Origin of the sequence: Streptomyces sp. NPDC101151, assembly GCF_044768335.1 — a bacterium.
GTDB lineage: Bacteria > Actinomycetota > Actinomycetes > Streptomycetales > Streptomycetaceae > Streptomyces.
This window is the reverse complement of sequence record NZ_JBIWPP010000022.1, coordinates 95,233-116,952: the sequence shown is the minus strand read 5'-3', so window position 1 is coordinate 116,952 and position 21,720 is coordinate 95,233. Positions and strand designations below refer to the sequence as shown.

Annotated in this window: 22 protein-coding genes; 7 read left to right on the top strand and 15 right to left on the bottom strand. The window is 71.8% G+C overall.

Going from position 1 to position 21,720, the window contains the following annotated elements; all coding sequences use genetic code 11:
* Window positions 1–89 precede the first annotated feature (89 nt).
* Complete coding sequence (locus ACIRU3_RS32005) at window positions 90–1,157, top strand: RNA ligase (ATP) (protein ID WP_404063613.1); 1,068 nt, start codon at window positions 90–92, stop codon at window positions 1,155–1,157.
* Window positions 1,158–1,161: 4 nt separating this feature from the next.
* Here ACIRU3_RS32005 and soxR read toward each other — a convergent pair whose 3' ends face one another.
* Window positions 1,162–1,614: a redox-sensitive transcriptional activator SoxR gene (gene soxR, locus ACIRU3_RS32000; protein ID WP_404063610.1), complete on the bottom strand. Its 453-nt coding sequence runs from the start codon at window positions 1,612–1,614 to the stop codon at window positions 1,162–1,164.
* Between the two features lie 104 nt (window positions 1,615–1,718).
* Between soxR and ACIRU3_RS31995 the strand changes: the two genes are divergently transcribed.
* Window positions 1,719–2,180 carry a MaoC family dehydratase gene (locus ACIRU3_RS31995; protein ID WP_404063607.1) on the top strand — a complete coding sequence of 154 codons (462 nt, stop codon included), beginning with the start codon at window positions 1,719–1,721 and terminating at the stop codon, window positions 2,178–2,180.
* Here ACIRU3_RS31995 and ACIRU3_RS31990 read toward each other — a convergent pair.
* The 3 genes from ACIRU3_RS31990 to ACIRU3_RS31980 form a co-directional block, all read right to left on the bottom strand.
* Window positions 2,171–2,818 carry a TetR/AcrR family transcriptional regulator gene (locus ACIRU3_RS31990; RefSeq protein ID WP_404063604.1) on the bottom strand — a complete coding sequence of 216 codons (648 nt, stop codon included), beginning with the start codon at window positions 2,816–2,818 and terminating at the stop codon, window positions 2,171–2,173. The genes ACIRU3_RS31995 and ACIRU3_RS31990 overlap by 10 nt on opposite strands.
* A 142-nt stretch (window positions 2,819–2,960) precedes the next feature.
* Window positions 2,961–3,248, bottom strand: coding sequence for a YiaA/YiaB family inner membrane protein (locus tag ACIRU3_RS31985; RefSeq protein WP_404063602.1), 288 nt, complete (start codon window positions 3,246–3,248; stop codon window positions 2,961–2,963).
* Window positions 3,249–3,308: 60 nt separating this feature from the next.
* Window positions 3,309–4,460, bottom strand: coding sequence for an acyl-CoA dehydrogenase family protein (locus ACIRU3_RS31980; RefSeq protein ID WP_404063715.1), 1,152 nt, complete (start codon window positions 4,458–4,460; stop codon window positions 3,309–3,311).
* A 90-nt stretch (window positions 4,461–4,550) separates the two neighbouring features.
* On the opposite strand from ACIRU3_RS31980, the gene ACIRU3_RS31975 reads away from it, so the two are divergent.
* From ACIRU3_RS31975 to ACIRU3_RS31965, 3 genes are all read left to right on the top strand, one after another.
* The gene (locus ACIRU3_RS31975) at window positions 4,551–5,192 is read left to right on the top strand and encodes a TetR/AcrR family transcriptional regulator (protein ID WP_404063599.1); all 642 of its coding nucleotides are present in this window, start codon (window positions 4,551–4,553) and stop codon (window positions 5,190–5,192) included.
* Between the two features lie 46 nt (window positions 5,193–5,238).
* Window positions 5,239–5,949 (top strand): ArsR/SmtB family transcription factor, encoded by a 711-nt coding sequence (locus ACIRU3_RS31970; protein ID WP_404063597.1) that lies wholly within the window; start codon window positions 5,239–5,241, stop codon window positions 5,947–5,949.
* 96 nt (window positions 5,950–6,045) lie between these two features.
* On the top strand, window positions 6,046–6,978 hold the full coding sequence (locus tag ACIRU3_RS31965) for a DMT family transporter (RefSeq protein WP_404063712.1): 933 nt from the start codon (window positions 6,046–6,048) through the stop codon (window positions 6,976–6,978).
* 3 nt (window positions 6,979–6,981) lie between these two features.
* Here the strand turns inward: ACIRU3_RS31965 and ACIRU3_RS31960 are convergent, their stop codons facing one another.
* The 11 genes from ACIRU3_RS31960 to ACIRU3_RS31910 form a co-directional block, all read right to left on the bottom strand.
* Window positions 6,982–8,064, bottom strand: coding sequence for a Zn-dependent alcohol dehydrogenase (locus ACIRU3_RS31960; RefSeq protein ID WP_404063594.1), 1,083 nt, complete (start codon window positions 8,062–8,064; stop codon window positions 6,982–6,984).
* Window positions 8,065–8,079: 15 nt separating this feature from the next.
* Entirely contained in the window at window positions 8,080–9,468 is a 1,389-nt protein-coding gene (locus ACIRU3_RS31955) for an aldehyde dehydrogenase family protein (RefSeq protein WP_404063592.1), read from the bottom strand.
* A gap of 86 nt (window positions 9,469–9,554) precedes the next feature.
* Entirely contained in the window at window positions 9,555–10,007 is a 453-nt protein-coding gene (locus ACIRU3_RS31950) for a DUF3574 domain-containing protein (protein WP_404063590.1), read from the bottom strand.
* Window positions 10,008–10,059: 52 nt separating this feature from the next.
* Window positions 10,060–11,412, bottom strand: a complete 1,353-nt coding sequence (locus tag ACIRU3_RS31945) for an ABC transporter ATP-binding protein (protein WP_404063587.1) — start codon at window positions 11,410–11,412, stop codon at window positions 10,060–10,062.
* A gap of 214 nt (window positions 11,413–11,626) precedes the next feature.
* A complete protein-coding gene (locus ACIRU3_RS31940) occupies window positions 11,627–12,268 on the bottom strand; it encodes a class F sortase (protein ID WP_404063584.1) in 642 nt (213 codons plus the stop codon).
* Complete coding sequence (locus tag ACIRU3_RS31935) at window positions 12,255–12,971, bottom strand: hypothetical protein (RefSeq protein ID WP_404063581.1); 717 nt, start codon at window positions 12,969–12,971, stop codon at window positions 12,255–12,257. The genes ACIRU3_RS31940 and ACIRU3_RS31935 overlap by 14 nt, the downstream gene beginning before the upstream one ends.
* Before the next feature lie 100 nt (window positions 12,972–13,071).
* A complete protein-coding gene (locus ACIRU3_RS31930) occupies window positions 13,072–14,316 on the bottom strand; it encodes an MFS transporter (protein ID WP_404063578.1) in 1,245 nt (414 codons plus the stop codon).
* A gap of 22 nt (window positions 14,317–14,338) precedes the next feature.
* Complete coding sequence (locus ACIRU3_RS31925; protein ID WP_404063576.1) at window positions 14,339–15,727, bottom strand: CitMHS family transporter; 1,389 nt, start codon at window positions 15,725–15,727, stop codon at window positions 14,339–14,341.
* 133 nt (window positions 15,728–15,860) lie between these two features.
* A complete protein-coding gene (locus tag ACIRU3_RS31920; protein WP_404063573.1) occupies window positions 15,861–18,113 on the bottom strand; it encodes a molybdopterin oxidoreductase family protein in 2,253 nt (750 codons plus the stop codon).
* Window positions 18,114–18,240: 127 nt separating this feature from the next.
* Window positions 18,241–18,858 carry a TetR family transcriptional regulator gene (locus tag ACIRU3_RS31915; RefSeq protein WP_404063571.1) on the bottom strand — a complete coding sequence of 206 codons (618 nt, stop codon included), beginning with the start codon at window positions 18,856–18,858 and terminating at the stop codon, window positions 18,241–18,243.
* A gap of 66 nt (window positions 18,859–18,924) precedes the next feature.
* A complete protein-coding gene (locus tag ACIRU3_RS31910; RefSeq protein ID WP_404063567.1) occupies window positions 18,925–19,449 on the bottom strand; it encodes a hypothetical protein in 525 nt (174 codons plus the stop codon).
* A 152-nt stretch (window positions 19,450–19,601) separates the two neighbouring features.
* Between ACIRU3_RS31910 and hmgA the strand changes: the two genes are divergently transcribed.
* Window positions 19,602–20,915, top strand: coding sequence for a homogentisate 1,2-dioxygenase (gene hmgA, locus ACIRU3_RS31905; RefSeq protein ID WP_404063564.1), 1,314 nt, complete (start codon window positions 19,602–19,604; stop codon window positions 20,913–20,915).
* Window positions 20,916–20,960: 45 nt separating this feature from the next.
* Window positions 20,961–21,710 carry a GntR family transcriptional regulator gene (locus ACIRU3_RS31900; RefSeq protein WP_404063561.1) on the top strand — a complete coding sequence of 250 codons (750 nt, stop codon included), beginning with the start codon at window positions 20,961–20,963 and terminating at the stop codon, window positions 21,708–21,710.
* Window positions 21,711–21,720: the final 10 nt, after the last annotated feature.

Here is a 21,720-nt window from a genome sequence, read left to right as displayed (position 1 = left end):
GGCTCCACCCCTTTCCTCTCCGGAGAGTGGGACGCGATGGAACACACGTGAGGAACACGCTTCGTTCCCGCCGTCCGAGGAGTCCCGAGATGTCGACGCTGCGCGTCACCGCCGAAGTGCTGACCGTCCACGAGCATCCGAACGCCGATGCGCTCGAACTGGCCCAGGTGGGCCTGTACCGGGCCGTCGTCGCCAAGGGCGCGTACCGCACCGGTGAGGCCGCCGTGTACATCCCCGAGCAGTCCGTGCTCCCGTCCGATCTGATCGAGGAGCTGGGACTGACCGGGCGGCTGGCGGGCGGCGACGCCGACCGGGTCAAGGCGGTACGGCTGCGGGGCGAGCTGTCGCAGGGCATCGTGTGCCGGCCGAAGGCGCTGGCCGACGTCGACCTCGCGCGGGCCGCGGCCGAGGGGACCGACTTCGCCGAGCGGCTGGGCATCACCAAGTGGGTGCCGCCGATCCCGCCGACCATGAGCGGTGAGGTGGAGCCGGCGGCGGAGCTGCTGCCGTGGGTCGACATCGAGAACATCCAGCGGTACCCGGACATCTTCACGCCGGGCGAGCCCGTCGTCCTGACGGAGAAGCTGCACGGTTCGGCCTGTCTGCTGACCTATGTCGCCGACCAGGACCGGGCGTATGTGTCCTCCAAGGGCTTCGGGGCGAAGTCCCTCGCGCTGCGGGAGGATCCGCGGAACCTGTACTGGCGTGCGGTGCGGGGGCACGGCGTCGCCGAGACCGCGGCGAGGCTCTGCGAGCGGCTGGGCGCACGGCGGGTCGGCATCTTCGGGGAGGTGTACGGGGCCGGGGTGCAGGATCTGACGTACGGGGCCGACGGGCGGCGGGAGACGCTGGGGTACGCGGCGTTCGACGTGTCGGCGGAGATCGACGGGTCCGTACGGTGGCTGGACGCGGCCGAGGTGCTGGAAGGAGAACTGCCGCTGGTGCCGCGGCTGTTCTCGGGGCCGTACGACATCGAGCGGGTGCTGGAGGTCGCCGGTGGACGCGAGACCGTGTCCGGGCGGGGGCTGCATCTGCGGGAGGGCGTGGTGATACGTCCTGCCGTGGAGCGGTACAGCGGGGTGACCGGCGGCCGCGCGATCGCGAAGGCGGTCAGCCCGGCCTACCTGACCCGCAAGGGCGGGACCGAGTACGAGTAGGTCGCTACGAGGGCATCAGTCTCGACCCCGTGCGCCGCTCGCCGAACACATCGTCCGGGTTGGACAGCACGCAGGTGGCCAGGGACAGGCAGCCGCACCCGATGCAGTCCGTGAGGTGGTCGCGCAGGCGGTTCAGCTGCTTGATGCGTTCGTCCAGTTCGGAGCGCCAGGTCTCCGAGAGGCGGGCCCAGTCCTCCCTGGTCGGGGTCCGCTCCTCGGGGAGTTGTGCGAGGGCGTCGCGGATCGTGGCCAGGGGGATGCCGACCCGTTGGGCCGCACGGACGAACGCGACCCGGCGCAGCGTGTCGCGGCTGTAGCGGCGCTGGTTGCCCGAGGTGCGGCGGCTGGTGATCAATCCCTTGGACTCGTAGAAGTGCAGGGCGGAGACGGCCGCGCCGCTGCGCGCGGACAGCTGGCCGACGGTCAGCTCGTGGATCTTCTCGGGAATCTGCGGCACCCCGCAGAGACTACCGACCCGCTCGGCCCGCCATCCGTTGACATCGTCCCCGCACCCGACCATGCTAAGCAGTTGCTTAGACATGCGAGCGAGAGGCCGGGAACATGGCAGAACCGAGGACCTTCACCTCCCCCGACGAACTGAGGGGCGCTGTGGGCGAGCAGCTGGGCTACACCGACTGGCTGGAGGTCGACCAGAAGCGCATCGACCTGTTCGCCGAGGCCACCGGGGACCACCAGTGGATCCATGTGGACCCGGAGAAGGCCGCAGCGGGGCCGTTCAAGACCACGATCGCGCACGGCTATCTGACCCTCTCGCTGCTCCCGCTCTTCGGGCCGCAGCTCATGAGCGTCGAGGGCGTGCAGATGGGCGTCAACTACGGGACGAACAAGGTCCGCTTCCCCGCCCCCGTCCCGGTCGGCTCCCGGCTGCGCGCCACCGCGACGATCACCGGTGTCGAGGACGTCAAGGACGGCATCCAGGTCGCCGTCGCCTTCACCGTGGAGCGCGAGGGCGGCGACAAGCCGGTCTGCGTCGCGGAGTCGGTGGCCCGCTACTACCTCTGAGCCCGGGGGGCGCCCTGCTCGGCGCCCACCATCCGCAGCACGAGGTCGGCGTAGAGCGCGCCGACCTCCTCGGGGGTGCGCGGGCCGTCCACGGTGAACCAGCGGGCCACGTCGATGCACAGCGACAGCACGGCGAGGGTGGTGCCGTGCACGTCCAGCACCTGGAACTCGCCCGAGGCCACACCGTCCTCGATGATCCCGCGCACCTCGCCGTCGACCTGACGGCGCAGCGCGACGATCTCGGCGCGGGCCTCGGGGCCGAGCGCGTCGAGTTCGTACTGCACGATCCGCGCGGTCGTGCGCCGCCCGGCGTGCCAGCGCACGAAGGAGCTGACGGCGCCGGCGAGCCGCTCCGCGGCGGTGCCCTCGCGCCCGGCCGCCGTACGCAGGATGTCCAGGGCCTTGTCGTGGCCGATCCGGCTGATCCGGTGGAGCAGCTCTTCCTTGGTCTTGTAATGGATGTAGAGCGCGGCCGGGCTCATGCCGGCGCGGCCCGCGATGTCGCGGGTCGTCGTCGCGTGGTAGCCGCGCTCGGCGAAGGCCTCCACGGCAGCGACGAGCAGTCGTCGGGCCGCGTCAGGGGTGACCTCCTCCCACGGCTCTACCTCGCCGCCGGTCGTCTCCTCCGCCGTACTCATCGCTAGCTCGCCCCTCTCGGTGACAGGAGCACCACCATACCGCTGAAGGTGAGCGACCGCTTAGAGTGCCCGCTCAGAGCTTCCCGGAGCCTCTCGGACTTTGTCGGCGCCCGCCGGTGCCTGTCGGCCCTTTCCGGGCCGCTCAGTGGTTTTCGAAGGGGTCGTGCTCGGCGAGCAGCTTCTCCAGGCGGGCCTGGTCGACGCGACTGACGATCTGCCCGGCCTCCTGCCGGTCCCGGATCACCTTGGCGAGCGTGAAGGCGGACGTGACGAGGTAGAGGACGGCGATGGCGAGGAAGGCCCGCACCCAGGCGTCGGCGTCCAGCCTGAAGATACCGACGGCGGTGGCCGCCATGGCGACCGCGAACGAGGCGACGGCCTGACCGTAGAAGGCGGCCGTGCTCTGCTGTTTGACCGGTGTGTCACTCATGACGACGATCATCGGCGGACGTGGCCCGCGCCACATCCGCCGAGGTACTCAGGCAGGTACTCAGAAAGCGGAGACCCCGGTCAGCGCCCGGCCGATGAGCAGCTTCTGGATCTGGCTCGTGCCCTCGTAGAGGGTCATCACGCGGGCGTCGCGCAGGAGTTTGCCGGCCGGGTACTCGTCGATGTAGCCGTAGCCGCCGAAGACCTGGAGGGCGTTGTTGGCGGCGCGCACGGCGGCCTCGGAGGCGAACAGCTTGGCCTTGGAGGCCTCGACGGCGAACGGCTGCCCTCGGTCGACGAGGTCGGCGACCCGCCAGGTGAGCAGCCGGGCCGCGTCCACGTCGACGGCGATGTCGCTGATCAGCTCCTGCACCAGCTGGTGGTGGGCGATGGGCTTTCCGAACTGCTCGCGCTCACCGGCGTACCTCACGGCCGCGTCCAGCGCGGCCTGGGCTATGCCGACGCAGCCCGCGGCCACCGACATCCGCCCCTTGGCCAGCGCGGACATGGCGACCGTAAAGCCCTTGCCCTCCTCGCCGAGCATCGCCGAGGCGGGCACCCGGACGTCCTGAAGGACCAGTTCGGCGGTGGTCTGCCCGCGCAGACCGAGCTTGCCGTGGATGGTGCGGCGGGTCAGGCCGGGGGTGTCGGTGGGGACAAGGAAGGCGGAGACGCCCTTGTGCCCGGGGGCGTCCGTGGAGCGGGCGAAGAGGAGGACGACGTCGGCCCAGGTGCCGTTCGTGATGAACATCTTGGTGCCGCTCAGGACGTACTCGTCACCGTCGCGCACGGCGCGGGTGGAGAGGTTGCCCGCGTCGGAGCCGGTGCCGGGCTCGGTGAGGCCGAAGCAGCCGACGTACTCACCGGCGGTCAGCCCCGGCAGCCAGCGCCGCTTCTGCTCCTCGCTCCCCCAGGCCGCGACCGACTTGGCGACCAGCCCCAGGGACACGGAGACGATCCCGCGGACCGAGGAGTCCCCACGGCCCAGCTCCTCGGTGACCAGGCAGTACGCGAGGTGGTCGCCGCCCGAGCCGCCGTACTCCTCGTCGATGGTCAGACCGAGGAAGCCGACCTCGCCGAGCTTCTTCACGATGCCCCGGTCGACCTCCTCGGCCCGGTCCCAGGCGACCACGTGCGGGGCGATCTCGCGCTCCACGAAGTCCCGGGCGAGCTGCCGTACGGCGGCCTGCTCCTCGCTGAGTCCCAGGTTCACCACGAGATCACCCCACAACAGATGGATCTTGAAAGCCGTACATTTAAATTAGCACTGCTAGTTTCCGGCTGCAGCCCTACTATGTGCGCCATGGCCCGACCGCGCAAGCCCCTCCTCAGCACCGACCGGATCGTCGAGACGGCCCGGGAACTCGTGGACACGGAGGGCCTGGCGGCCGTCTCCACCCGACGGCTCGCCGCCGAGCTGGGGGTGAGCGGGCCCTCGCTCTACAACCACTTCCGCACCAAGGACGAGATCCTGGAGGTGGTCGCGGACTCGGTGAGCGGGCTGGTGGACCTGTCCATGTTCGAGGACGGCCGGGACTGGCGGACCGCGCTGCACGACTGGGCGGTCTCCTACCGCGCGGCCCTGCGCGACCACCCGAACATCGTCCCGGTCCTGGCCCGCGGGCCCGGCCGCCGCCCCGCCGCCCTCCGCCTGGCCGACGCCGTGTACGGCGCGATGGTCGACGCGGGCTGGCCGCCGGCCCAGGCCACGTCCATCGGCGCGCTCATGCGGTACTTCATCATGGGCTCCGCGCTCGGCTCCTTCGCGGCGGGCTTCGTGGACGACGAGAGCGCGTACGACCCCGCCGACTATCCCCACCTCGGGCAGGCGCACCTGCTGGCCGAACAGCAGGAGAAGATCGACGAGCGGGCCTTCGAGACGGGGCTGACGGCGCTGCTGGACGGACTGGCGCAGCAGTACGAGCAGGTACGGCAGAGCGTGTGAGAACACTTCGGCCCGGGCCGAAGTATCGGTGCCGCATGCTGAGTGCATGACCACCAAGGACTCCCGGGCCGCCGGCCTCGCGTCCCTCGCGTCGCTGGTCGCCGACGAGACCCGGGCCGCATGTCTGCTCGCGCTGCTGGACGGGCGGGCCTGGACCGCCGGCGAGCTGGCCAGGCACGCCGGGGTCGCCGCGTCCACGCTGAGCGAGCACCTCGGCAAGCTGGTCGCGGGCCGGCTGCTCACCGAGGAGCGACAGGGGCGGCACAGGTACGTACGGCTGGCCGGCACGCGGGTGGCCCAGCTCGTCGAGGATCTCGCCGCGCAGCTTGACCCCGCCGAGGCCGTACGCCCGCGCACGCTGCGGGAGGCGAGCGCGGGCTCCGCGATGGCCCGGGGCCGCACCTGCTACGACCATCTCGCCGGGCGGCTCGGCATCGCGGTCACCGACGCCCTGACCGAGCGGGGGCTGCTTCGGCAGGACACCGGGTTCGCGCTCACCGACGCGGGGCTGGAGTGGTTCGGGTCCGCGGGCATCCCCCTAGACCGCCGGGGACGCCGGCCGCTCGCCCGTGCCTGTCTCGACTGGACCGAGCGGCGTCCTCATCTCGCGGGGGCGGCAGGGGCGGCACTGTGCCTGCATGCGCTGGACACGGGGTGGTGCGTGCGGATCGGCTCCGAGCGTGCGGTGCAGGTGACTCCGTCGGGCGAGCGGGCGCTGTCCGAGTTGCTGGGCATCGAGGCGGCCGAGTTGCGCTGAGTTCCCGCAGGGACGCGCTCGCCGTACCCGTCCGGGCGGACCCCGTCCGAATTCCGCCAGCCGGCATCTCTGCCGCTGCCTAGCCTCAGGAGCATGATGAACAACGCCCCGTCCCGCCCCCGGATACTCGCCACCGGCGCGGCCGTGATCACAGTCGTGTTGTGGGCCTCCGCCTTCGTGGCGATCCGTAGCGCGGGGGACGCCTACTCGCCCGGTGCGCTCGCGCTCGGTCGGCTGCTTGCCGGAGCAGTGGCACTGGGGGTCCTGTGCGCCGTACGGCGGGAGGGGTGGCCGCCGCGGTCCGCCTGGCGCGGCATCGGTCTGTCCGGGGTGTTGTGGTTCGGGTTCTACATGGTGGCCCTGAACTGGGGTGAGCAGCAGGTGGACGCAGGTACTGCCGCCCTCGTCGTGAACGTCGGACCGCTGCTGATAGCCCTGCTCGGTGCCCGGTTGCTCGGCGACCCGATGCCGCCCCGGCTGCTGGCCGGGATGGCCGTGTCGTTCGCCGGAGCCGTGACCGTGGGCCTGTCGATGTCGGCCGGGGGCGGATCCTCGGTGCTCGGCGTGGCGCTGTGTCTGCTGGCGGCCGTGGGGTACGCCTTCGGGGTCGTCGCGCAGAAACCCGCGCTCGGGCAGGCCAGCGCCCTGCAGGTGACGACGTTCGGGTGTCTCGTCGGTGCCGTGGTCTGTCTGCCGTTCGCCGGGCAGTTGGTGAGCGAAGCGGCCCGCGCTCCCCTGCCGGCGACCCTCGACATGGTGTACCTGGGCGTCTTTCCGACCGCTCTCGCCTTCACCACCTGGGCCTACGCCCTCGCCCGGACCACCGCGAGCCGGATGGGCGCGACGACGTACGCCGTTCCGGCCCTGGTCGTGCTGATGTCGTGGCTGGCGCTCGGGGAGGTGCCGGAACCGCTCACGCTGGGAGGCGGGGCACTGTGCCTCGCGGGCGTGGCGGTGTCGCGGTCCCGGGTGCGCGGGCGGTCGCGGCGGGTCGCGGCCGGGGAGCCGCGACCCGAGAAGGTCGGCTGAGCCTCAGAACACCACCAGCGCCCGGCCGCCCTTGCCCGCGAGCATGTTGTCGAAGGCCGCCGGGATGCCCTCCAGGGCGATCCGTTCGGTGACCAGCGTCGAGAGGTCCAGCCGGCCGGCCCGTACGTGCTCGGCCAGCACCGGCAGATCGCGGGCCGGGTCGGTGTTGCCGTAGACGCAGCCGGACAGGGTGCGGCCCCAGTGGAAGATCTCCAGGGCGTTGAAGGTGACCTCCTGGTCCTTGCCGCCGATACCGACGACGGTCGTCCGGCCGCCCCGGCGGGTGGACTCCCAGGCGGCGCGGATGGTGACCGCGCGGCCCACGCACTCCACGGAGACGTCGACGCCCTGCTTGCCGGTCAGGGCGCGGATCTCGCGCGGGGTGGTGTCGGAGGCGACGACGTAGTCGGTGGCGCCGGCCGCGCGGGCCAGTTCCTCCTTCTCCGGGGAGATGTCGACCGCGATGATCCGGGAGGCACCCGCGATGCGGGCCGCCTGGAGGGTGGCCAGGCCGACTCCGCCGACGCCGAACACCGCGACCGTCTCGCCCCGTCGGACCCGTGCCGAGTGGTGGACGGCGCCGTAACCGGTGAGGACGGCGCAGCCGAGGAGGGCCGCGTCGGTGAGCGGGATGCCTTCCGGGAGCGGCAGCACGCAGGACGCGGCCACCACCGTCTCCTCGGCGAACGCGGCGACGTTCAGGCCGGGGTGGAGGTCGGTGCCGTCGGCGGTGCGGGCGTAGACGTCGGCGGCGCCGTTCAGCGCGTTGGCGCACAGCCAGACCTCGCCGAGGGTGCAGGCGTGACACCTTCCGCAGGAGGGGGCCCAGTTGAGGACGACGGACGCGCCGGGCGACACATGGGTGACGCCCTCGCCCACGGCCGTGACCGTACCGGCGCCCTCGTGGCCGAGGACCGCCGGGACCGGCACCCGCATGGTGCCGTCGGACAGGGACAGGTCGGAGTGGCAGACGCCGGCGGCGGCGAGGCGGATACGGACCTGTCCGGGTCCCGGGTCGGGCAGCTCGATGTCGGTGATCTCCAGGGGGGCGCCGATGGCGGGCAGGACGGCGGCTCGTACGGCCATGACTCGCGGACTTCCTTAGAACTGGAGGGACTTGGTCTGGAGGTACTCGGCGAGTCCGTGGCTGCCGAGTTCCCGGCCGACCCCGGACTGCTTGTAGCCGCCGAAGGGGGCGAGGGGGTTGAACCGGCCGCCGTTGATGTCGACCTGGCCGGTGTCCAGGCGCCGGGCGAAGGCGACGGCCTCGGCCTCGTCACCGGCCCAGACGGCTCCGGCGAGGCCGTAGACGGTGCCGTTGGCGATGCGCAGGGCGTCCTCCTCGTCCTCGTAGCGCAGGATCGTGAGGACCGGGCCGAAGATCTCCTCCTGTGCGACCGTCATCTCCGGGGTGACGTCGGCGAAGACGGTCGGGCTGACGAAGTAGCCCTTCTCGTGCGGGGATTCGGGTCCGCCGGCGACCGGGCGGGCGCCCTCGGCGATGCCCTTCTCGATGTAGCCGCGCACCCGCGCCTGCTGCTCGGCGCTGACGACGGGGCCGATGCGGTCGCCGTACTTGGCGGCGGCCGCGGCGGCCAGTTCGACGGCCTCCTCGTACCGGTCGCGGTGGACCAGCATCCGGGTCCAGGCGCTGCACGTCTGACCGGAGTTGGACATCACGTTGGCGACGCCGACGCCCACCGCCCTGGCGAGGTCGGCGCTCGGCAGGATGACGTTGGCGGACTTGCCGCCCAGTTCCAGCGCCACCTTCTTGACGGCCGCGCCGGCCACCGCGCCGATCTGCCGGCCGACCGCCGTGGAGCCGGTGAAGGAGATCAGGTCGACGCCCGGGTGCTCGGCGAGGGCCTGCCCGGCGACCGGGCCGAGGCCGGTGACGAGGTTGAAGACGCCGGCCGGGACGCCCGCCTCGTGGACCGCCTCGGCGAAGAGCTGGGCGGTCAGCGGGGTGTCCTCGGCGGGCTTGAGGACGATCGTGCAGCCCGCGGCGAGCGCCGGGGCGACCTTGGCGACGATCTGGTGGAGCGGGTAGTTCCAGGGGGTGATCGCGCCGACGACGCCGACCGGCTCGTGCAGGACGGTGGAATTGCCGACCTTCTCCTCGAAGGAGTGGGTCGCGGCCAGCTCGGCGTAGGAGCCCGCGACCGCGATCGGCACACCGGCGTGCACGGTCTGCGAGAACGGCAGCGGGGCGCCCAGTTCGGCGGTGACCGTCTCGGCGATCTCGTCCTTGCGGGCCACCAGGACGTCCCGCAGCGCGGCCAGGCGCGCGGCCCGCTCGGCCGGAGGTGTGGCCGCCCAGCCCGGAAGGGCGGCGCGCGCGGCACGTACGGCGGTGTCGACATCCAGGGCGCTCCCGGCCGGGACCCGGCCGATGACCTGCTCGTCGGCCGGGTTCACGACCTCGATCACGTCCCGGCTCTCGGCGGGGCGCCAGGCGCCGTCGATGTACAGGCCGTCGTGTGCCTTCATGGTGCTTCCTCCCGGGCGGGGCCGTGTCGTCGTCCGGTGCACAAACTAGCGGCGTTAGTTTTCGCGCACCAGACTGCCCCATGACATCAGAAGTCGCCCCGGGCCCGGTCGTCCACCCTCCCCACGGACTCCTGGCCGAAGGCCTTCTCGTACGCCGTGCGGATCTCCTCGATCCTCCGGTCGCTCTCGACGGCCTCCACCACCGGGTACAGCAGGATCAGCTCGTACGACCGCTCCTTCTCGATCGTGCCGCTCGCGTCCTGCCACTGTCCGCGCCCGTTCTGCACGGTGAGCCCGTGCGGAAAGCCGGGCGTGACCTCCTGGTCGACGAAGGCCATGAACTGCTCGTCGGTGACGACGGGTCCGCCGTCGGGGCGCTCGGTGCCGAAGAAGAGCTGCGTCTCGACGTAGGGCGTACCGCGTTGCGGTACGACGGGATCGGCGCCGTCGAGCGCCGCGTAGGCGGTCGGAGCGGCGACGGCCAGGAGAAGCCCGACCGCCCCGAGGACGGCCCGGCTTCGGGTGAAGTGCACGTTCATGCACGCATCTCTAGCGGAGCTCGCTCCCCCGTGCCCGCGTTCCGGGCGGAAGTCACTCGTCCAGGTCCGGCAGCCGCGCCGGAGCCGGGCAGATGCGGTCGCCGTGCTGGTCGAAGACGAAGAGATGGGCGAGGTCGACGAGGAGCGGGACCTGCATGCCGTGGCGCAGCCGGATGTCCGGGGTGGTGCGGACGACCAGGTCGCCGGGGAGCCGGCCCTCCGGGGGCGCGGGGTCGGGCGCGGCGTCACCTTCCCGCCCCGGCGGATGTTCCAGGACCACCACCGGCCCGGCGCGCAGCGAACCCGCCCGCTCCCGCAGCCGGTCCAGCACGCGCGGCCCCTCCCGGCGGCGCCGGCGCGCGGGCCGGGCGGCCGGGCGCGGTGCCTCCAGCTCGGACACGAAGGCGGGACGGGAGCCGGTGTTGAAGTGGACGAGGGTCTCGTGCCCCTGGAACTCCATGTGCTCCACCAGCCCGGTGAGCGGCACCTCGCCGGGCCGGGCCGCGCTGTGCTTGGCGATGCGCACCGCCTCCGAGCGCAGCCCGACGATGACCTCACGGCCCTGCTGGACCCGCAGCAACTGGTGGTCCAGGGTGAGCGGTTCGGGCAGCCGCAGATACTGCTTGCCGAGGCTGATGGTCATCGCGCCGTCCAGCGGAGCGCGGACCAGGCCGCGCAACAGGTTGATGCGCGGGGTGCCGATGAACGCGGCGACGAAGACGTTGCGGGGCAGCGCGTACACCTCGCGCGGGCTGCCGACCTGCTGGAGCACTCCGCCGCGCAGCACGGCGACCCGGTCGCCGAGGGACATGGCCTCGGCCTGGTCATGGGTGACGTACACCGTGGTGACGCCCAACTCCCGGGTGAGTTGCGATATCTCGGCCCGCAGGCGGTTGCGGAGCTTGGCGTCGAGGTTGGACAGCGGCTCGTCCATCAGGAAGGCGGAGGGGTGGCGGGCGATCGCCCGGCCCATGGCGACCCGCTGGCGTTCGCCGCCGGAGAGCTGGCTGGGGAAGCGGTCGAGCAGATCCTCGATGCCGAGCATGCGGGCGGTCGCGTCCACGCGTGGGCGGGGGTCGGTGCCCGGGGCCTCGATGCGCAGCGGGAAGCCGATGTTGTCGCGGCTGGTCATGCTCGGGTAGAGGGCGAAGTTCTGGAAGACCATCGCGATGTGCCGCTCGGAGGGCTGCCAGTCGTTGGCGTACTCGCCGTCGAGGAGCAGTTCGCCCTCGTCGATGTCCTCGAGGCCGGCGATCATGCGGAGCACGGTGGACTTTCCGCAGCCGGAGGGGCCCAGCAGGACCAGGAACTCTCCGGGCGCGATGTCCAGCGAGAGCCGGTCCACCACCCGGGTGCCCCGCGTGTAGGCCTTGCTCACGTCGTGCAGAGAGATGGCGCGTGTCATGACTGCTGCCCCCGGGGGCTGTCCGGAGCACCGCCGCTCCGTGGGTCCGAAGGCCTCGTACGGGTCGCAAGGGGCCTGTGCGTCACGGAAGTTAACGGAAGGTGCCCGGCCGGGGAAGACGGCATGCGGCATCGGACGGTGCGCCCCAGGCAGCGGCGGAAACGGAATCGGGGGTTCGGATCGCCGGTGCGGGCGTCGCGTCCGCACCGTGCGGTCACTTCGTCGCGCTGAGATGGGCGAAGACCACCACGTTGCTCGTGTATCCGGTGCGCCGGCTGAACAGGCCGCCGCAGGTGAGCACGCGCAGTTCCGGGCGGCCCGTCGGACCGTAGACCTCTTTGTCGGGGAAGCCGGTCTTGTCGAAGACCTTCACCCGGTCCACGGTGTAGACGGCGGTACGGCCGTCCGCGCGCTTGGCCTCGATCAGCTTGCCGGTCTTCACCTGGGCGAGCGCGGCGAAGACGGCGGCGCCGGTCCTGGTGTCACGGTGGCCGACGGCGATCGCGGTGCCGGACTCCCCCGGCGTGGGGCCGCCCTGGTACCAGCCGACCTCCTTCGGCCGGTCGAGCGGCGGCGTCTCCAACTGCCGTTCCCGGTCGAGCCGTAGACCGATGATCGGTGCGTCGATCCCCAGGTACGGAATACGGAAGGACGTCGGACGGGACCGGGGCAGCGGGCGGGGCGGGGGCGTCGGGCCGGAGTTCTCGTGGCCCGCCCGGACGGGGGTGTCCGGCCGGTCGTCGCCGCCGCAGCGGACCCCCACCGTCACCAGGACGACCGCGAGCAGGGCCGTCCTGGCGAGGCGGTAGGCGCGGGTCCGGTACCACGGCCTGCGTCTGCGTCTACGCGGCACCATGCGGCCGACGGCGGATCAGCCGGACGTACACGGCGCAGCAGACCGAGACCAGACCCACGGCCGCGGCCGCGGCCACGGGCGAGAACGCAGCGGCCGTGTCGACGAGGCCGCCGCCGCCCGCGTGCACTCCGCCCTTCGGACCGTCGCCCCGGTCACCGCCCTGGCCCCAGGCCGAGTCACCGTGCTCGTCACCGTGCTCGTCGCCGTGCTGGTCGCCCTGCTGGTCACCGTGCTGGTCGCCCTGGTGGTCCTCGATCTGCCCCGGGCCCTGCGCCCCGTCCAGCTTGCCGTCCTTGCAGTTGATGCGGAAGAGCTTCTCCCTGGGGGCACCCCCCGTGACCCAGGTGAGCTTGTACTGCCCGTCGGCCAGACCCAACGCGTCGGTGTGTCCGGCGCCGCCCGTGAGCTGGATGATGCCGGTCATGGTGGCGGTGGTGGGCAACGGAGGCTGCGCCTGGATGATGTAGGCGATGTTGGGCAGGATGTCGAAGTTGACGGCGTCGAGGTAGAACCGGCAGGCCACCGGGTCGTCCTTGGACACACCGAAGGGCACGCCCACGCGGTGGATCCTGATGTCGCCGTTCTCCCCCTGGGCCACCGCCGAGGGCGCCGCCACCCATGACGCGCCCGCCGCGGCGAGGGCGGTGAGGCCGACGGTGGCGCCCGCGCGGGAGAAAGTCCGTGGAAGTCTCAGGGTGTGCATGCAGGCTCCTCCGTTTTAGACGATTTTCATACAAATCGGCCTTTCGTTGGGACTGTCACTCATGCACTCCACGGCCCACCGCGCCACGCCGGACGCGCCGTCAGATATCGCTCGTGCGGCGCAACGCCGAGCCCTTCCGCCGTGCCGGCGGCACCGGACCGGCCCCCTCGGCAGGTCTTCTCCCGCCCGGTGACCGCAGTGCCACCCCCGACGACAGCAGCAGGAGCGCCCCGAGCATCACGAACGGCGCGGCCACGCCCGCCACGCCCGCGACCAGGCCCGCGGCGGCCGGTGCGGCGACCTGACCGAGCCGGTTGCCGGTCAGCCGCAGGGCGAGGGCTGTGGAGCGGGCGCCCTCCGGCGCGGCCTGGACGACCGTGGTCATGGACAGCGGCTGCCCGACGCCCAGGCAGAAGCCGAGGACGGTGAGCAGGAGTCCGAGCGCCCACACCGGCACGGGCAGGGCCACGCCGGCGCAGAGGACGGCCGCCAGCAGGCAGGTCACGGTGAGCAGCGCGGGCCGGCCGAGCAGTCGTAGCAGCGGAGTGAGGACGAGACGGCAGGCGATGGTGGCCCCGGCGCGCAGACTGAGCAGGACACCGACCACCGAGGGGGCGATGCCCCGGTGCTCGCCGACCACCGGGAGGTAGGCGGTGAGGATGTCGGTGGCGGACAGCACGGAGAGGCTGATGAGCATGCCCGCGGGCACGCCCCGGGCGCGCAGGATCCCCCCGACGGGCACCCGGTCGCCCTGCGGGGAACGGGAGTCGACGGCCGTACGGTCCTCGATGCGCCACAGCGAGGTGAACGCGACCGCCCCGCCGGCGCCCGCCACGACCAGGGCCAGCGCGCTGCTGCCCGCCCTGTCGGGTCCGCCGATCAGGGCGCCCGCGGCGACCGGGCCGATGAGCTGGCCGAGGGAGGCGCCGATGGTGAAGTGCCCGAAGTTGCGGTCCTGTTCGTGCGGCGCGGACCGGCGGGCCACCAGGGACTGGGCGCCGATCACGAAGCAGAGGTGGCCGAGGCCCATCACTCCGCTCCACAGGGCCATCGCCCACAGGGAGTTCACGCGTCCGCTCAGGACACAGCCACCGGAGACGAGAACCACGCCCAGCGGGAGCAGGGGTGCGCAGCGGCCGTGGTCGGTGCGGCGGCCGAGCGGTACGGCGGCGAAGAGCGGGAGCAGGGCGTAGACGCCCGCGATGATGCCGACCGCCCGCTCGTCGGCGCCCAGCGCGAGGGCCCGGTAGGAGACGGCGGGCCGGGCCATCGACACCGCCCCCTGCGCGAAGCCGAAGGCGATGACGAGGCGGAGCAGCCAGCCGCGGTTCCCACCGGGCACCATGGAACTTTTCCTCTCCGGGAGATCAGATGATGCCGAAGAGGATCCCTGCCCCCAGCACGACCAGGGATGTCAGGGCGGCCCACTTCACCACGAACCTGGTGTGGTCGCCGAACTCGACCTTGGCCATGCCGACGAGGACGTACACGGCGGGGACGAGCGGGCTGGACATGTGCAGCGGCTGGCCGACGATCGAGGCGCGGGCGATCTCCAGCGAGGACACCCCGTGCGCCTGGCCCGCCTCGGCGAGCACCGGCAGGATGCCGAAGTAGAAGCCGTCGTTGGACATGAAGTACGTCAGCGGGATGCTCAGCACACCGGCGACCAAGGCCATGTGCGGGCCCATGCCGGCGGGGATGTTGTCCACCAGCCACGTGGCCATGTGGTCGACCATGCCGGTGCCCTGCAGGACGCCGGTGAAGACGGCGGCGGCGAAGACCATGCCCGAGACGTTGAGGACGTTGTCGGCGTGCGCGGCCAGGCGCGCCTTCTGGTCCGGCATGTGCGGGAAGTTGACGGTGAGCGCGAGCGCGGCGCCGAGCAGGAACAGCACCGGGATCGGCAGCCACTCCATGATCATGGCGGTGAGCAGCGCGACCGTGAGCAGCGCGTTGAACCAGTACAGCTTGGGGCGCAGCGTGGCGCGGTCCGGGTCGAGGCCCTGGAAACCGTCCTCCTCCGGCTCCTGCGGCAGACCGGCGCCGCCACCGGAACCTCCGGCGCGCTTGACGCCCTGGCCGGAACCGGCGCCCACCAGCACCGTCTCCGCCTCCTCCACCAGCACCTCGTCCAGCGTCAGCACGCCGAGCCGCTTGCGCTCGCGGCGGCCGAGCACGTAGGCGAGGGCGAAGACGAACAGCAGGCCCATGGCCAGGGCCGGGATCATCGGGACGAAGATGTCGCCGGCGTCCACCTTCAGCGCGGTGGCGGCACGGGCGGTCGGGCCGCCCCACGGCAGGGTGTTCATCACGCCGTTGGCCATGGCGGCCACACCCGTCATCACGACCATGCTCATCTTCAGGCGCTTGTACAGCGGGTACATCGCCGAGACGGTGATCATGAAGGTGGTCGAGCCGTCGCCGTCGAGCGAGACGATCGCGGCGAGGACGGCCGTGCCGACGACGATGCGCAGCGGATCGGCCTTGCAGAACTTCAGGATGCCCCGGACGATCGGGTCGAACAGTCCGACGTCGATCATCACTCCGAAGTAGACGATCGCGAACATGAGCATCGCCGCGGTGGGGGCGAGGTCGGTGACGCCGTCGATGACGTAGTCGCCGAGCTTCGCGCCCTTGCCGACGAACACGCAGAACAGTGCGGGAATCAGCACGAGTGCCGCGATCGGCGACATCTTCTTCAGCATGATCAGGACCAGGAAGGTCGCGATCATGGCGAAGCCGAGGATGGTCAGCATGAATGGATACCTAACGTTCGCCCTTGAACTCCCACCAGGGCCGGCGGTGCGATGACGTTAGGTCCGTTCAAACAGCGTTAACAAGACGTTGACACGCGAGCAATAAGCGCAAAAGTCCAGGTCACAGCTTTGCTCAGGTCACGGGTGCGAGCTTTTCGGTCACGGCTGCCACGACGACCGGCACTCCGTTGAGGACCGCGTTGCCCGAGAGCGGGTCGAGCAGACTGCCGTCGAGGAGCTGGTTGACGTTGACGCCGGGGGTGGCGGTGGCGTGGCTCAGCCGGGTGCCGGGGCGGTCGTGGCCCCAGCCGTGCGGGAGGCTCACCACACCCGGCCTGACGCCGTCGGTGACCTCGGCGGGCGCGGTCACCTCTCCCCCGGCGCCCTTCACGCGCACCGGCTCACCGTCCCGCACCCCGAGGCGTGCGGCGTCCTCGGGATGGAGGTGCAGGGTGCAGCGGTTGGAGCCGCCGGTGAGGGCCGGCACATTGTGCATCCAGCTGTTGTTGGAGCGCAGATGGCGGCGGCCGACGAGGACGAGCCCCGTGGGGCGCTCACGCAGGGCCGCCCGGAGCCGTGGCAGATCGCCGGCGATCGGCTCGGGCAGCAGCTCGACCTTGCCGCTGGCGGTCTTCAGCGGCTGCGGCAGACGGGGGCGCAGCGGGCCGAGGTCGATGCCGTGCGGGTGGGCGAGCAGCCGGGCCAGGGTCAGGCCGTCGGGTCGTACGCCGAAGCCGTCGCCGTAGGGGCCGAGGCGCAGCATGAGGTCGAGCCGGCGCTCGGGGCCGGTGTCCCCGGTGAGCTGTGCGGCGAGTTCCCCGGGGTCACGGCCGTGCACCGGGGAGTGGGGCTCCTGGACGGCCTTGCCGAGGGTCTGGTCGATCACCATCGCGTCCACGGCGGCCGGGTCGGCGCCGTGCATACCGGTCGCGGCCAGGGTCAGCCGGGCGAGGATCTCGGTCTCGGCCATGCGGCCCGGTTCCAGCGGGACGGCGGGGCGGCTGTAGCGGACCTGGTTGCGGACGGCGAGGGTGTTGAAGGCGAAGTCGTGGTGCGGACTCTGCGACGGCGGAGGCGGGGGCAGGACGACGTCGGCGTGGCGGGAGGTCTCGTTGAGGTAGGGGTCGACGCTGACCATGAAGTCCAGCGAGTCCAGGGCCTTGTCGAGGCGGTCGCCGTCGGGGGCGGACAGCACCGGGTTGGCCGCGACCACGACGAGCGCGCGGATCGGCTCGCCCTCCTCGGTGCCGGTGTCGATCTCCTCGGCGAGCGCGGCGAGCGGCAACTCCCCCTTGGCTTCCGGCAGTTGCCGTACCCGGGAGCGCCAGCGGCCGAGCGCGAAGCCGCGGCCGGGGCCCGCCGGGCGGGGCGTCCTGTCGGTGGCGGCCTGCGGGAACAGGGCGCCGCCCGGCCAGTCCAGGTTGCCGGTGAGGACGTTGAGGACGTCGACCAGCCAGCTCGCCAGGGTGCCGTGCGGGACGGTGCAGCTGCCGATGCGGGCGTAGACGGCGGCGGTGGGGGCGGCGGCGAGTTCGCGGGCGAGGGTGCGGATCACGGCCGCTTCGACGTCACAGGCACCGGCGACGGCTTCGGGCGTGAACTCCCGCAGGGCGTCGCGCACCTCCTCGACGCCCTGGACGTGCGGGGCGAGGTCCTCGAGGTCGGTCAGGTCCTCCTCGAAGAGCACGGTGGCCATCGCGGCGAGCAGCAGGGCGTCGGTGCCCGGGCGGACCGCGAGGTGCCGGTCGGCGAGCTTCGCGGTCCGGGTGCGGCGCGGGTCCACAACGGTGAGCCGGCCGCCGCGGGCCTTGAGGGCCTTGAGCTTTCCGGGGAAGTCCGGGGCGGTGCACAGACTCCCGTTGGACTCCAGGGGGTTGGCACCGATCAGCAGCAGGTGGTCGGTGTGGTCGAGGTCCGGCACCGGGATGGCGTTGGCGTCGCCGAAGAGCAGTCCGCTGGAGACGTGCTTGGGCATCTGGTCGACCGTGGAGGCGGTGAACAGACTGCGGGTACGCAGGGCGCCGAGCAGGACCTGCGGGTAGAGGGCGCCGGCCATGGTGTGCACGTTGGGGTTGCCGAGGACGACACCGAGGGCGTGGGGTCCGTAGCGGTCCACGACCGGGCGCAGGCCGGCGGCGACCGCGTCGAAGGCCTCCGACCAGGTGGCCTCGCGCAGGGCGCCGTCCTCGCGCAGGAGCGGGGTGCGCAGCCGGTCGGGATCTCCGTCGACGGAGCCGAAGGAGGCGCCCTTGGGGCAGATGAACCCCTTGCTGAAGACGTCCTCGCGGTCGCCGCGGGCGCCGGTGACACGGGTGCCCTCGATGGTGAGGGTCAGCCCGCAGGTCGCCTCGCACAGGGGGCAGATTCGCAGGGCGGTGCGGGACACGGATCCTCCCGGAGGGTCGGCAGCGGTGCCGCTCGAGCACAGACGGGCTCGCGGCCGAGCATACCGACCGGTTGGCATGGTGGGGAGCCCTCTGCGCCGAGCGTTCCGCGGCAGCCCGCGGAGGCCGTCAGTCGAGGACCCGTCCCAGGTACGCCCGCAGCAGCTCCCGCGTCTCCCTGATGATCGCCTCGTCCCCTTGGGGATCGAGCCGGAAGGCCAGCTGCACCAGGGTGTCCGCGCTCTCCACGGCGACCAGGAAGACGCGCCGCAGCTCCTCGTCCGGGGTGCGGCCGAGGAAGCCGGCGAGCAGGTCGGTGAGGCGTTCGGCGACCCGGGTGTTCGGCTCGGCGTGCCGCACGCCGACCGGGATCTGGTTGCCGAAGTCCACCAGGGAGAAGCCGGGCGCGGTGCGCTTCATGCTCAGGTACTCGTCCAGCACGGCGTCCATTGCGGCCCGCCAGTCGCCCCCCTGTGCCTGCTTCAGCCGCTCTGTGACGTGCACGCTGTACCGCTCCAGGTTGCGCTGGGCGAGGGCGTCGGCCATCTGCCGCTTGTTGCCGAAGAAGCGGTAGACCGAACCGATGGGCACACCGGCGCGCAGGGCGACCGCGCGGGTGCTCAGGGCGTCGTAGCCGACCTCGTCGAGGAGGTCGGCGCAGGCGTCCAGGATCCTGGTCAGCCGTTCGGCGCTGCGGCGCTGGACGGGGGCGCGGCGAAGCGATGTCGCGTGGGGCACGGACTTCATGATGCCTTTCCGCCGGGGTCCGGTGAACCTCGCCCCCCAGTACGGAGAAGGGTGATGTTGCACTCATCAGGGTGTCGTCGCCGCGTCCGTCTCCGCGCCGGACGCCGTGATGTCGGCGGTGCTCTCGACCGGCTTGCCGTGCACGGACCACACCGTGCCGTCATCGGCGTACAGGCGGGCGGTGACGTGGTGGGTGCCGTGCGGGACGAGGCGGCCGGCCAGGTGGTACTCGGGCGCGCGCAGCCGGCTCACCGGGCGGCCGTCGACGAAGAGGTACGCGAGTCCGCGCCCGGGTACCGCCTTCGGCCTCGCGTCGGCCGGGGAGAAGCGGAAGCGGCGCAGGTTCAGCAGGAGGTCCCAGCCGCCGGCGGCATCCGGGGCAACCTCGACGCCGACCTCGGGCGCGTTCTTCGTCGCGACCTCGCGCAGATGCCGGCCCGTCCCGTCGGTGTCGTCCAGGACCTTGCCCACGGGCGAGGGCGAGACGGCCTCGGCATGCTCGTGCGCCGCACCGGCCTCGCAGCCCTGCGCCCCGAACGGCAGCAGGACGCAGACCGCGAACGCGGCCCAGAATCTACGCGTCCATGACATGTCCGCGAGACTAGAACAACGCTCCGGCCGCCCGAATCCCCCTGAAGTCTGGTTCCCGCCCTACCTCGGAGGGAGGACCCGGGGCCCTCTTGCGCCCTCCCTCAAGCATTCCTACGGTGATACATAGGAATCGGGAGCGCAAGGGAGCGATCATGAGCGGGGACGCACGGAAGACCGCCGAGGGACTGTCGTACCTGTCCGGGTTCGGCAACGAACACGCCTCGGAGGCGGTGCCGGGCGCCCTGCCCGAGGGCCGTAACTCGCCGCAGCGCGCGCCGCTCGGCCTGTACGCGGAGCAGCTGAGCGGTACCGCGTTCACCGAACCGCGGGCGCACAACCGCCGCTCCTGGCTGTACCGCGTCCGCCCGTCGGCCGCGCACCCGGCGTTCACCCGCACCGGCAACGGCGCGATCCGCACGGCTCCCTTCGCCGAGGCGGTGCCCGACCCCAACCGGCTGCGCTGGAACCCGCTGCCCGAGCCGCCGGCGGGTACCGACTTCCTGGCGGGCCTGTGGACCCTGGGCGGCAACGGCGATGCGACCCAGCGCACCGGCATGGCCGTGCACCTCTACTACGCCGACTCCTCGATGGACCGGGTCTTCTCCGACGCCGACGGGGAACTGCTGATCGTGCCGGAGCGCGGCGGGCTGCTGCTGCACACCGAGTTCGGCAGGCTCCATGTGGAACCGGCCCAGGTGGCACTGATTCCCCGTGGGGTGCGCTTCCGTGTGGAGCTGCTGGACGAGTCTGCCCGGGGGTACGTGTGCGAGAACTACGGGGCGCCCTTCCAGCTCCCCGACCTCGGCCCCATCGGCGCCAACGGACTCGCCAACGCCCGTGACTTCCGGGCGCCGGTGGCCGCGTACGAGGACGTGGAGGGGCCCGTGGAGGTGGTGAACAAGTTCTGCGGCAACCTCTGGACGGCCACCTACGGCCACTCCCCCCTGGATGTGGTCGCCTGGCACGGCAACCATGTGCCCTACGTCTACGATCTGCGCCGTTTCAATGTGATCGGCACCATCTCGTACGACCACCCGGACCCGTCGATCTTCACGGTCCTGACCTCCCCGTCGGACACCCCGGGCCTGGCCGGTGTCGACTTCGTGGTCTTCGCACCCCGCTGGCTGGTGGGCGAGGACACGTTCCGGCCGCCGTACTTCCACCGGAACGTGATGAGCGAGTACATGGGCCTCGTCGAGGGCGCCTACGACGCCAAGGCGGAGGGCTTCGTGCCGGGCGGCGGCTCGCTGCACAACATGATGTCCGCGCACGGCCCCGACCGGGAGACCTTCGACCGGGCGAGCGCGGCCGAGCTGAAGCCGCAGAGGATCGACGACGGCCTCGCGTTCATGTTCGAGACGCGCTGGCCGGTGACGCTCACTTCGCAGGCGGTGCGGGCCGACCACCTCCAGCAGCGGTACGACGACGTCTGGCAGGCTCTTGAGCGTCACTTCCGCGCGCTGTGACGACTGCGTTGCACTGAACGTTCTTCAACAGGTACGGATAGCCATGTGACCTCCTTCGCTCCGGATTCGATCGTCCTGAACCGCAAGCTGCCGCTGTGGTACCAGGTGTCGCAGTCGCTGCGGGCCTCCATACTCGGCCGCTCGCCGCGGGACCCGCTGCGGCTGCCCACCGAGGAGCAGCTCGCCGAGCACTACGGGGTCAGCGTGCTGACCATGCGGCAGGCGCTGAAGGAGCTGGAGGACGAGGGACTGATCAGCCGGCACCGACGGCGCGGCACATTCATCGAGCCCGGGGTGCGACGCGGGGCCCCGGTGCGGCTGCTGGGCTCGGTGGACGCGATCGTGGCCCAGCAGTCCGGTATGACGACCGAGCTGCTGGACCACGGAACGGCGCCCGTGACCGGCGAACTCGCCGAGTACTTCCCGGACCTCGCCGAGGTGTCGACGTACCACCGTCTGCGCAGCGACGAGAAGACCGGCGAGCCGACCAATCACGCCCGCAACCACGTCCGCCCCGAACTGGCCGCACGCATCGACCGGGAGGACCTGCTCCGCTGGCCGATGACCAAGGTGCTGCGGGACGTCGTCGGGGCGGACATCAGCCGCATCACGGACACGGTGGAGGCGAGGCTCGCCGACCCGGAGACCGCACGCCTGCTCCAGGTGCCGCTGCTCAGCCCGATCCTGCACTACACGGGCGTGACGTACGACGCCCAGGGCCGAGTGCTGGACGTGGCGGTCATCCACTACCGGGGCGACCGCTTCTCCTTCACGGTGACCCTGGACGCCACCTGACCCGCCTCGC

What these genes read in the sequence shown, in the direction of transcription:
- ACIRU3_RS32005 (WP_404063613.1), top strand. Translation starts at nt 90, where the DNA reads ATGTCGACGCTGCGCGTCACCGCCGAAGTGCTGACCGTCCACGAGCAT.
- ACIRU3_RS31995 (WP_404063607.1), top strand. Translation starts at nt 1,719, where the DNA reads ATGGCAGAACCGAGGACCTTCACCTCCCCCGACGAACTGAGGGGCGCT.
- ACIRU3_RS31990 (WP_404063604.1), bottom strand. Translation starts at nt 2,818, where the DNA reads ATGAGTACGGCGGAGGAGACGACCGGCGGCGAGGTAGAGCCGTGGGAG.
- ACIRU3_RS31985 (WP_404063602.1), bottom strand. Translation starts at nt 3,248, where the DNA reads ATGAGTGACACACCGGTCAAACAGCAGAGCACGGCCGCCTTCTACGGT.
- ACIRU3_RS31975 (WP_404063599.1), top strand. Translation starts at nt 4,551, where the DNA reads ATGGCCCGACCGCGCAAGCCCCTCCTCAGCACCGACCGGATCGTCGAG.
- ACIRU3_RS31970 (WP_404063597.1), top strand. Translation starts at nt 5,239, where the DNA reads ATGACCACCAAGGACTCCCGGGCCGCCGGCCTCGCGTCCCTCGCGTCG.
- ACIRU3_RS31965 (WP_404063712.1), top strand. Translation starts at nt 6,046, where the DNA reads ATGAACAACGCCCCGTCCCGCCCCCGGATACTCGCCACCGGCGCGGCC.
- ACIRU3_RS31960 (WP_404063594.1), bottom strand. Translation starts at nt 8,064, where the DNA reads ATGGCCGTACGAGCCGCCGTCCTGCCCGCCATCGGCGCCCCCCTGGAG.
- ACIRU3_RS31955 (WP_404063592.1), bottom strand. Translation starts at nt 9,468, where the DNA reads ATGAAGGCACACGACGGCCTGTACATCGACGGCGCCTGGCGCCCCGCC.
- ACIRU3_RS31950 (WP_404063590.1), bottom strand. Translation starts at nt 10,007, where the DNA reads ATGAACGTGCACTTCACCCGAAGCCGGGCCGTCCTCGGGGCGGTCGGG.
- ACIRU3_RS31945 (WP_404063587.1), bottom strand. Translation starts at nt 11,412, where the DNA reads ATGACACGCGCCATCTCTCTGCACGACGTGAGCAAGGCCTACACGCGG.
- ACIRU3_RS31940 (WP_404063584.1), bottom strand. Translation starts at nt 12,268, where the DNA reads ATGGTGCCGCGTAGACGCAGACGCAGGCCGTGGTACCGGACCCGCGCC.
- ACIRU3_RS31935 (WP_404063581.1), bottom strand. Translation starts at nt 12,971, where the DNA reads ATGCACACCCTGAGACTTCCACGGACTTTCTCCCGCGCGGGCGCCACC.
- ACIRU3_RS31930 (WP_404063578.1), bottom strand. Translation starts at nt 14,316, where the DNA reads ATGGTGCCCGGTGGGAACCGCGGCTGGCTGCTCCGCCTCGTCATCGCC.
- ACIRU3_RS31925 (WP_404063576.1), bottom strand. Translation starts at nt 15,727, where the DNA reads ATGCTGACCATCCTCGGCTTCGCCATGATCGCGACCTTCCTGGTCCTG.
- ACIRU3_RS31915 (WP_404063571.1), bottom strand. Translation starts at nt 18,858, where the DNA reads ATGAAGTCCGTGCCCCACGCGACATCGCTTCGCCGCGCCCCCGTCCAG.
- ACIRU3_RS31910 (WP_404063567.1), bottom strand. Translation starts at nt 19,449, where the DNA reads ATGTCATGGACGCGTAGATTCTGGGCCGCGTTCGCGGTCTGCGTCCTG.
- hmgA (WP_404063564.1), top strand. Translation starts at nt 19,602, where the DNA reads ATGAGCGGGGACGCACGGAAGACCGCCGAGGGACTGTCGTACCTGTCC.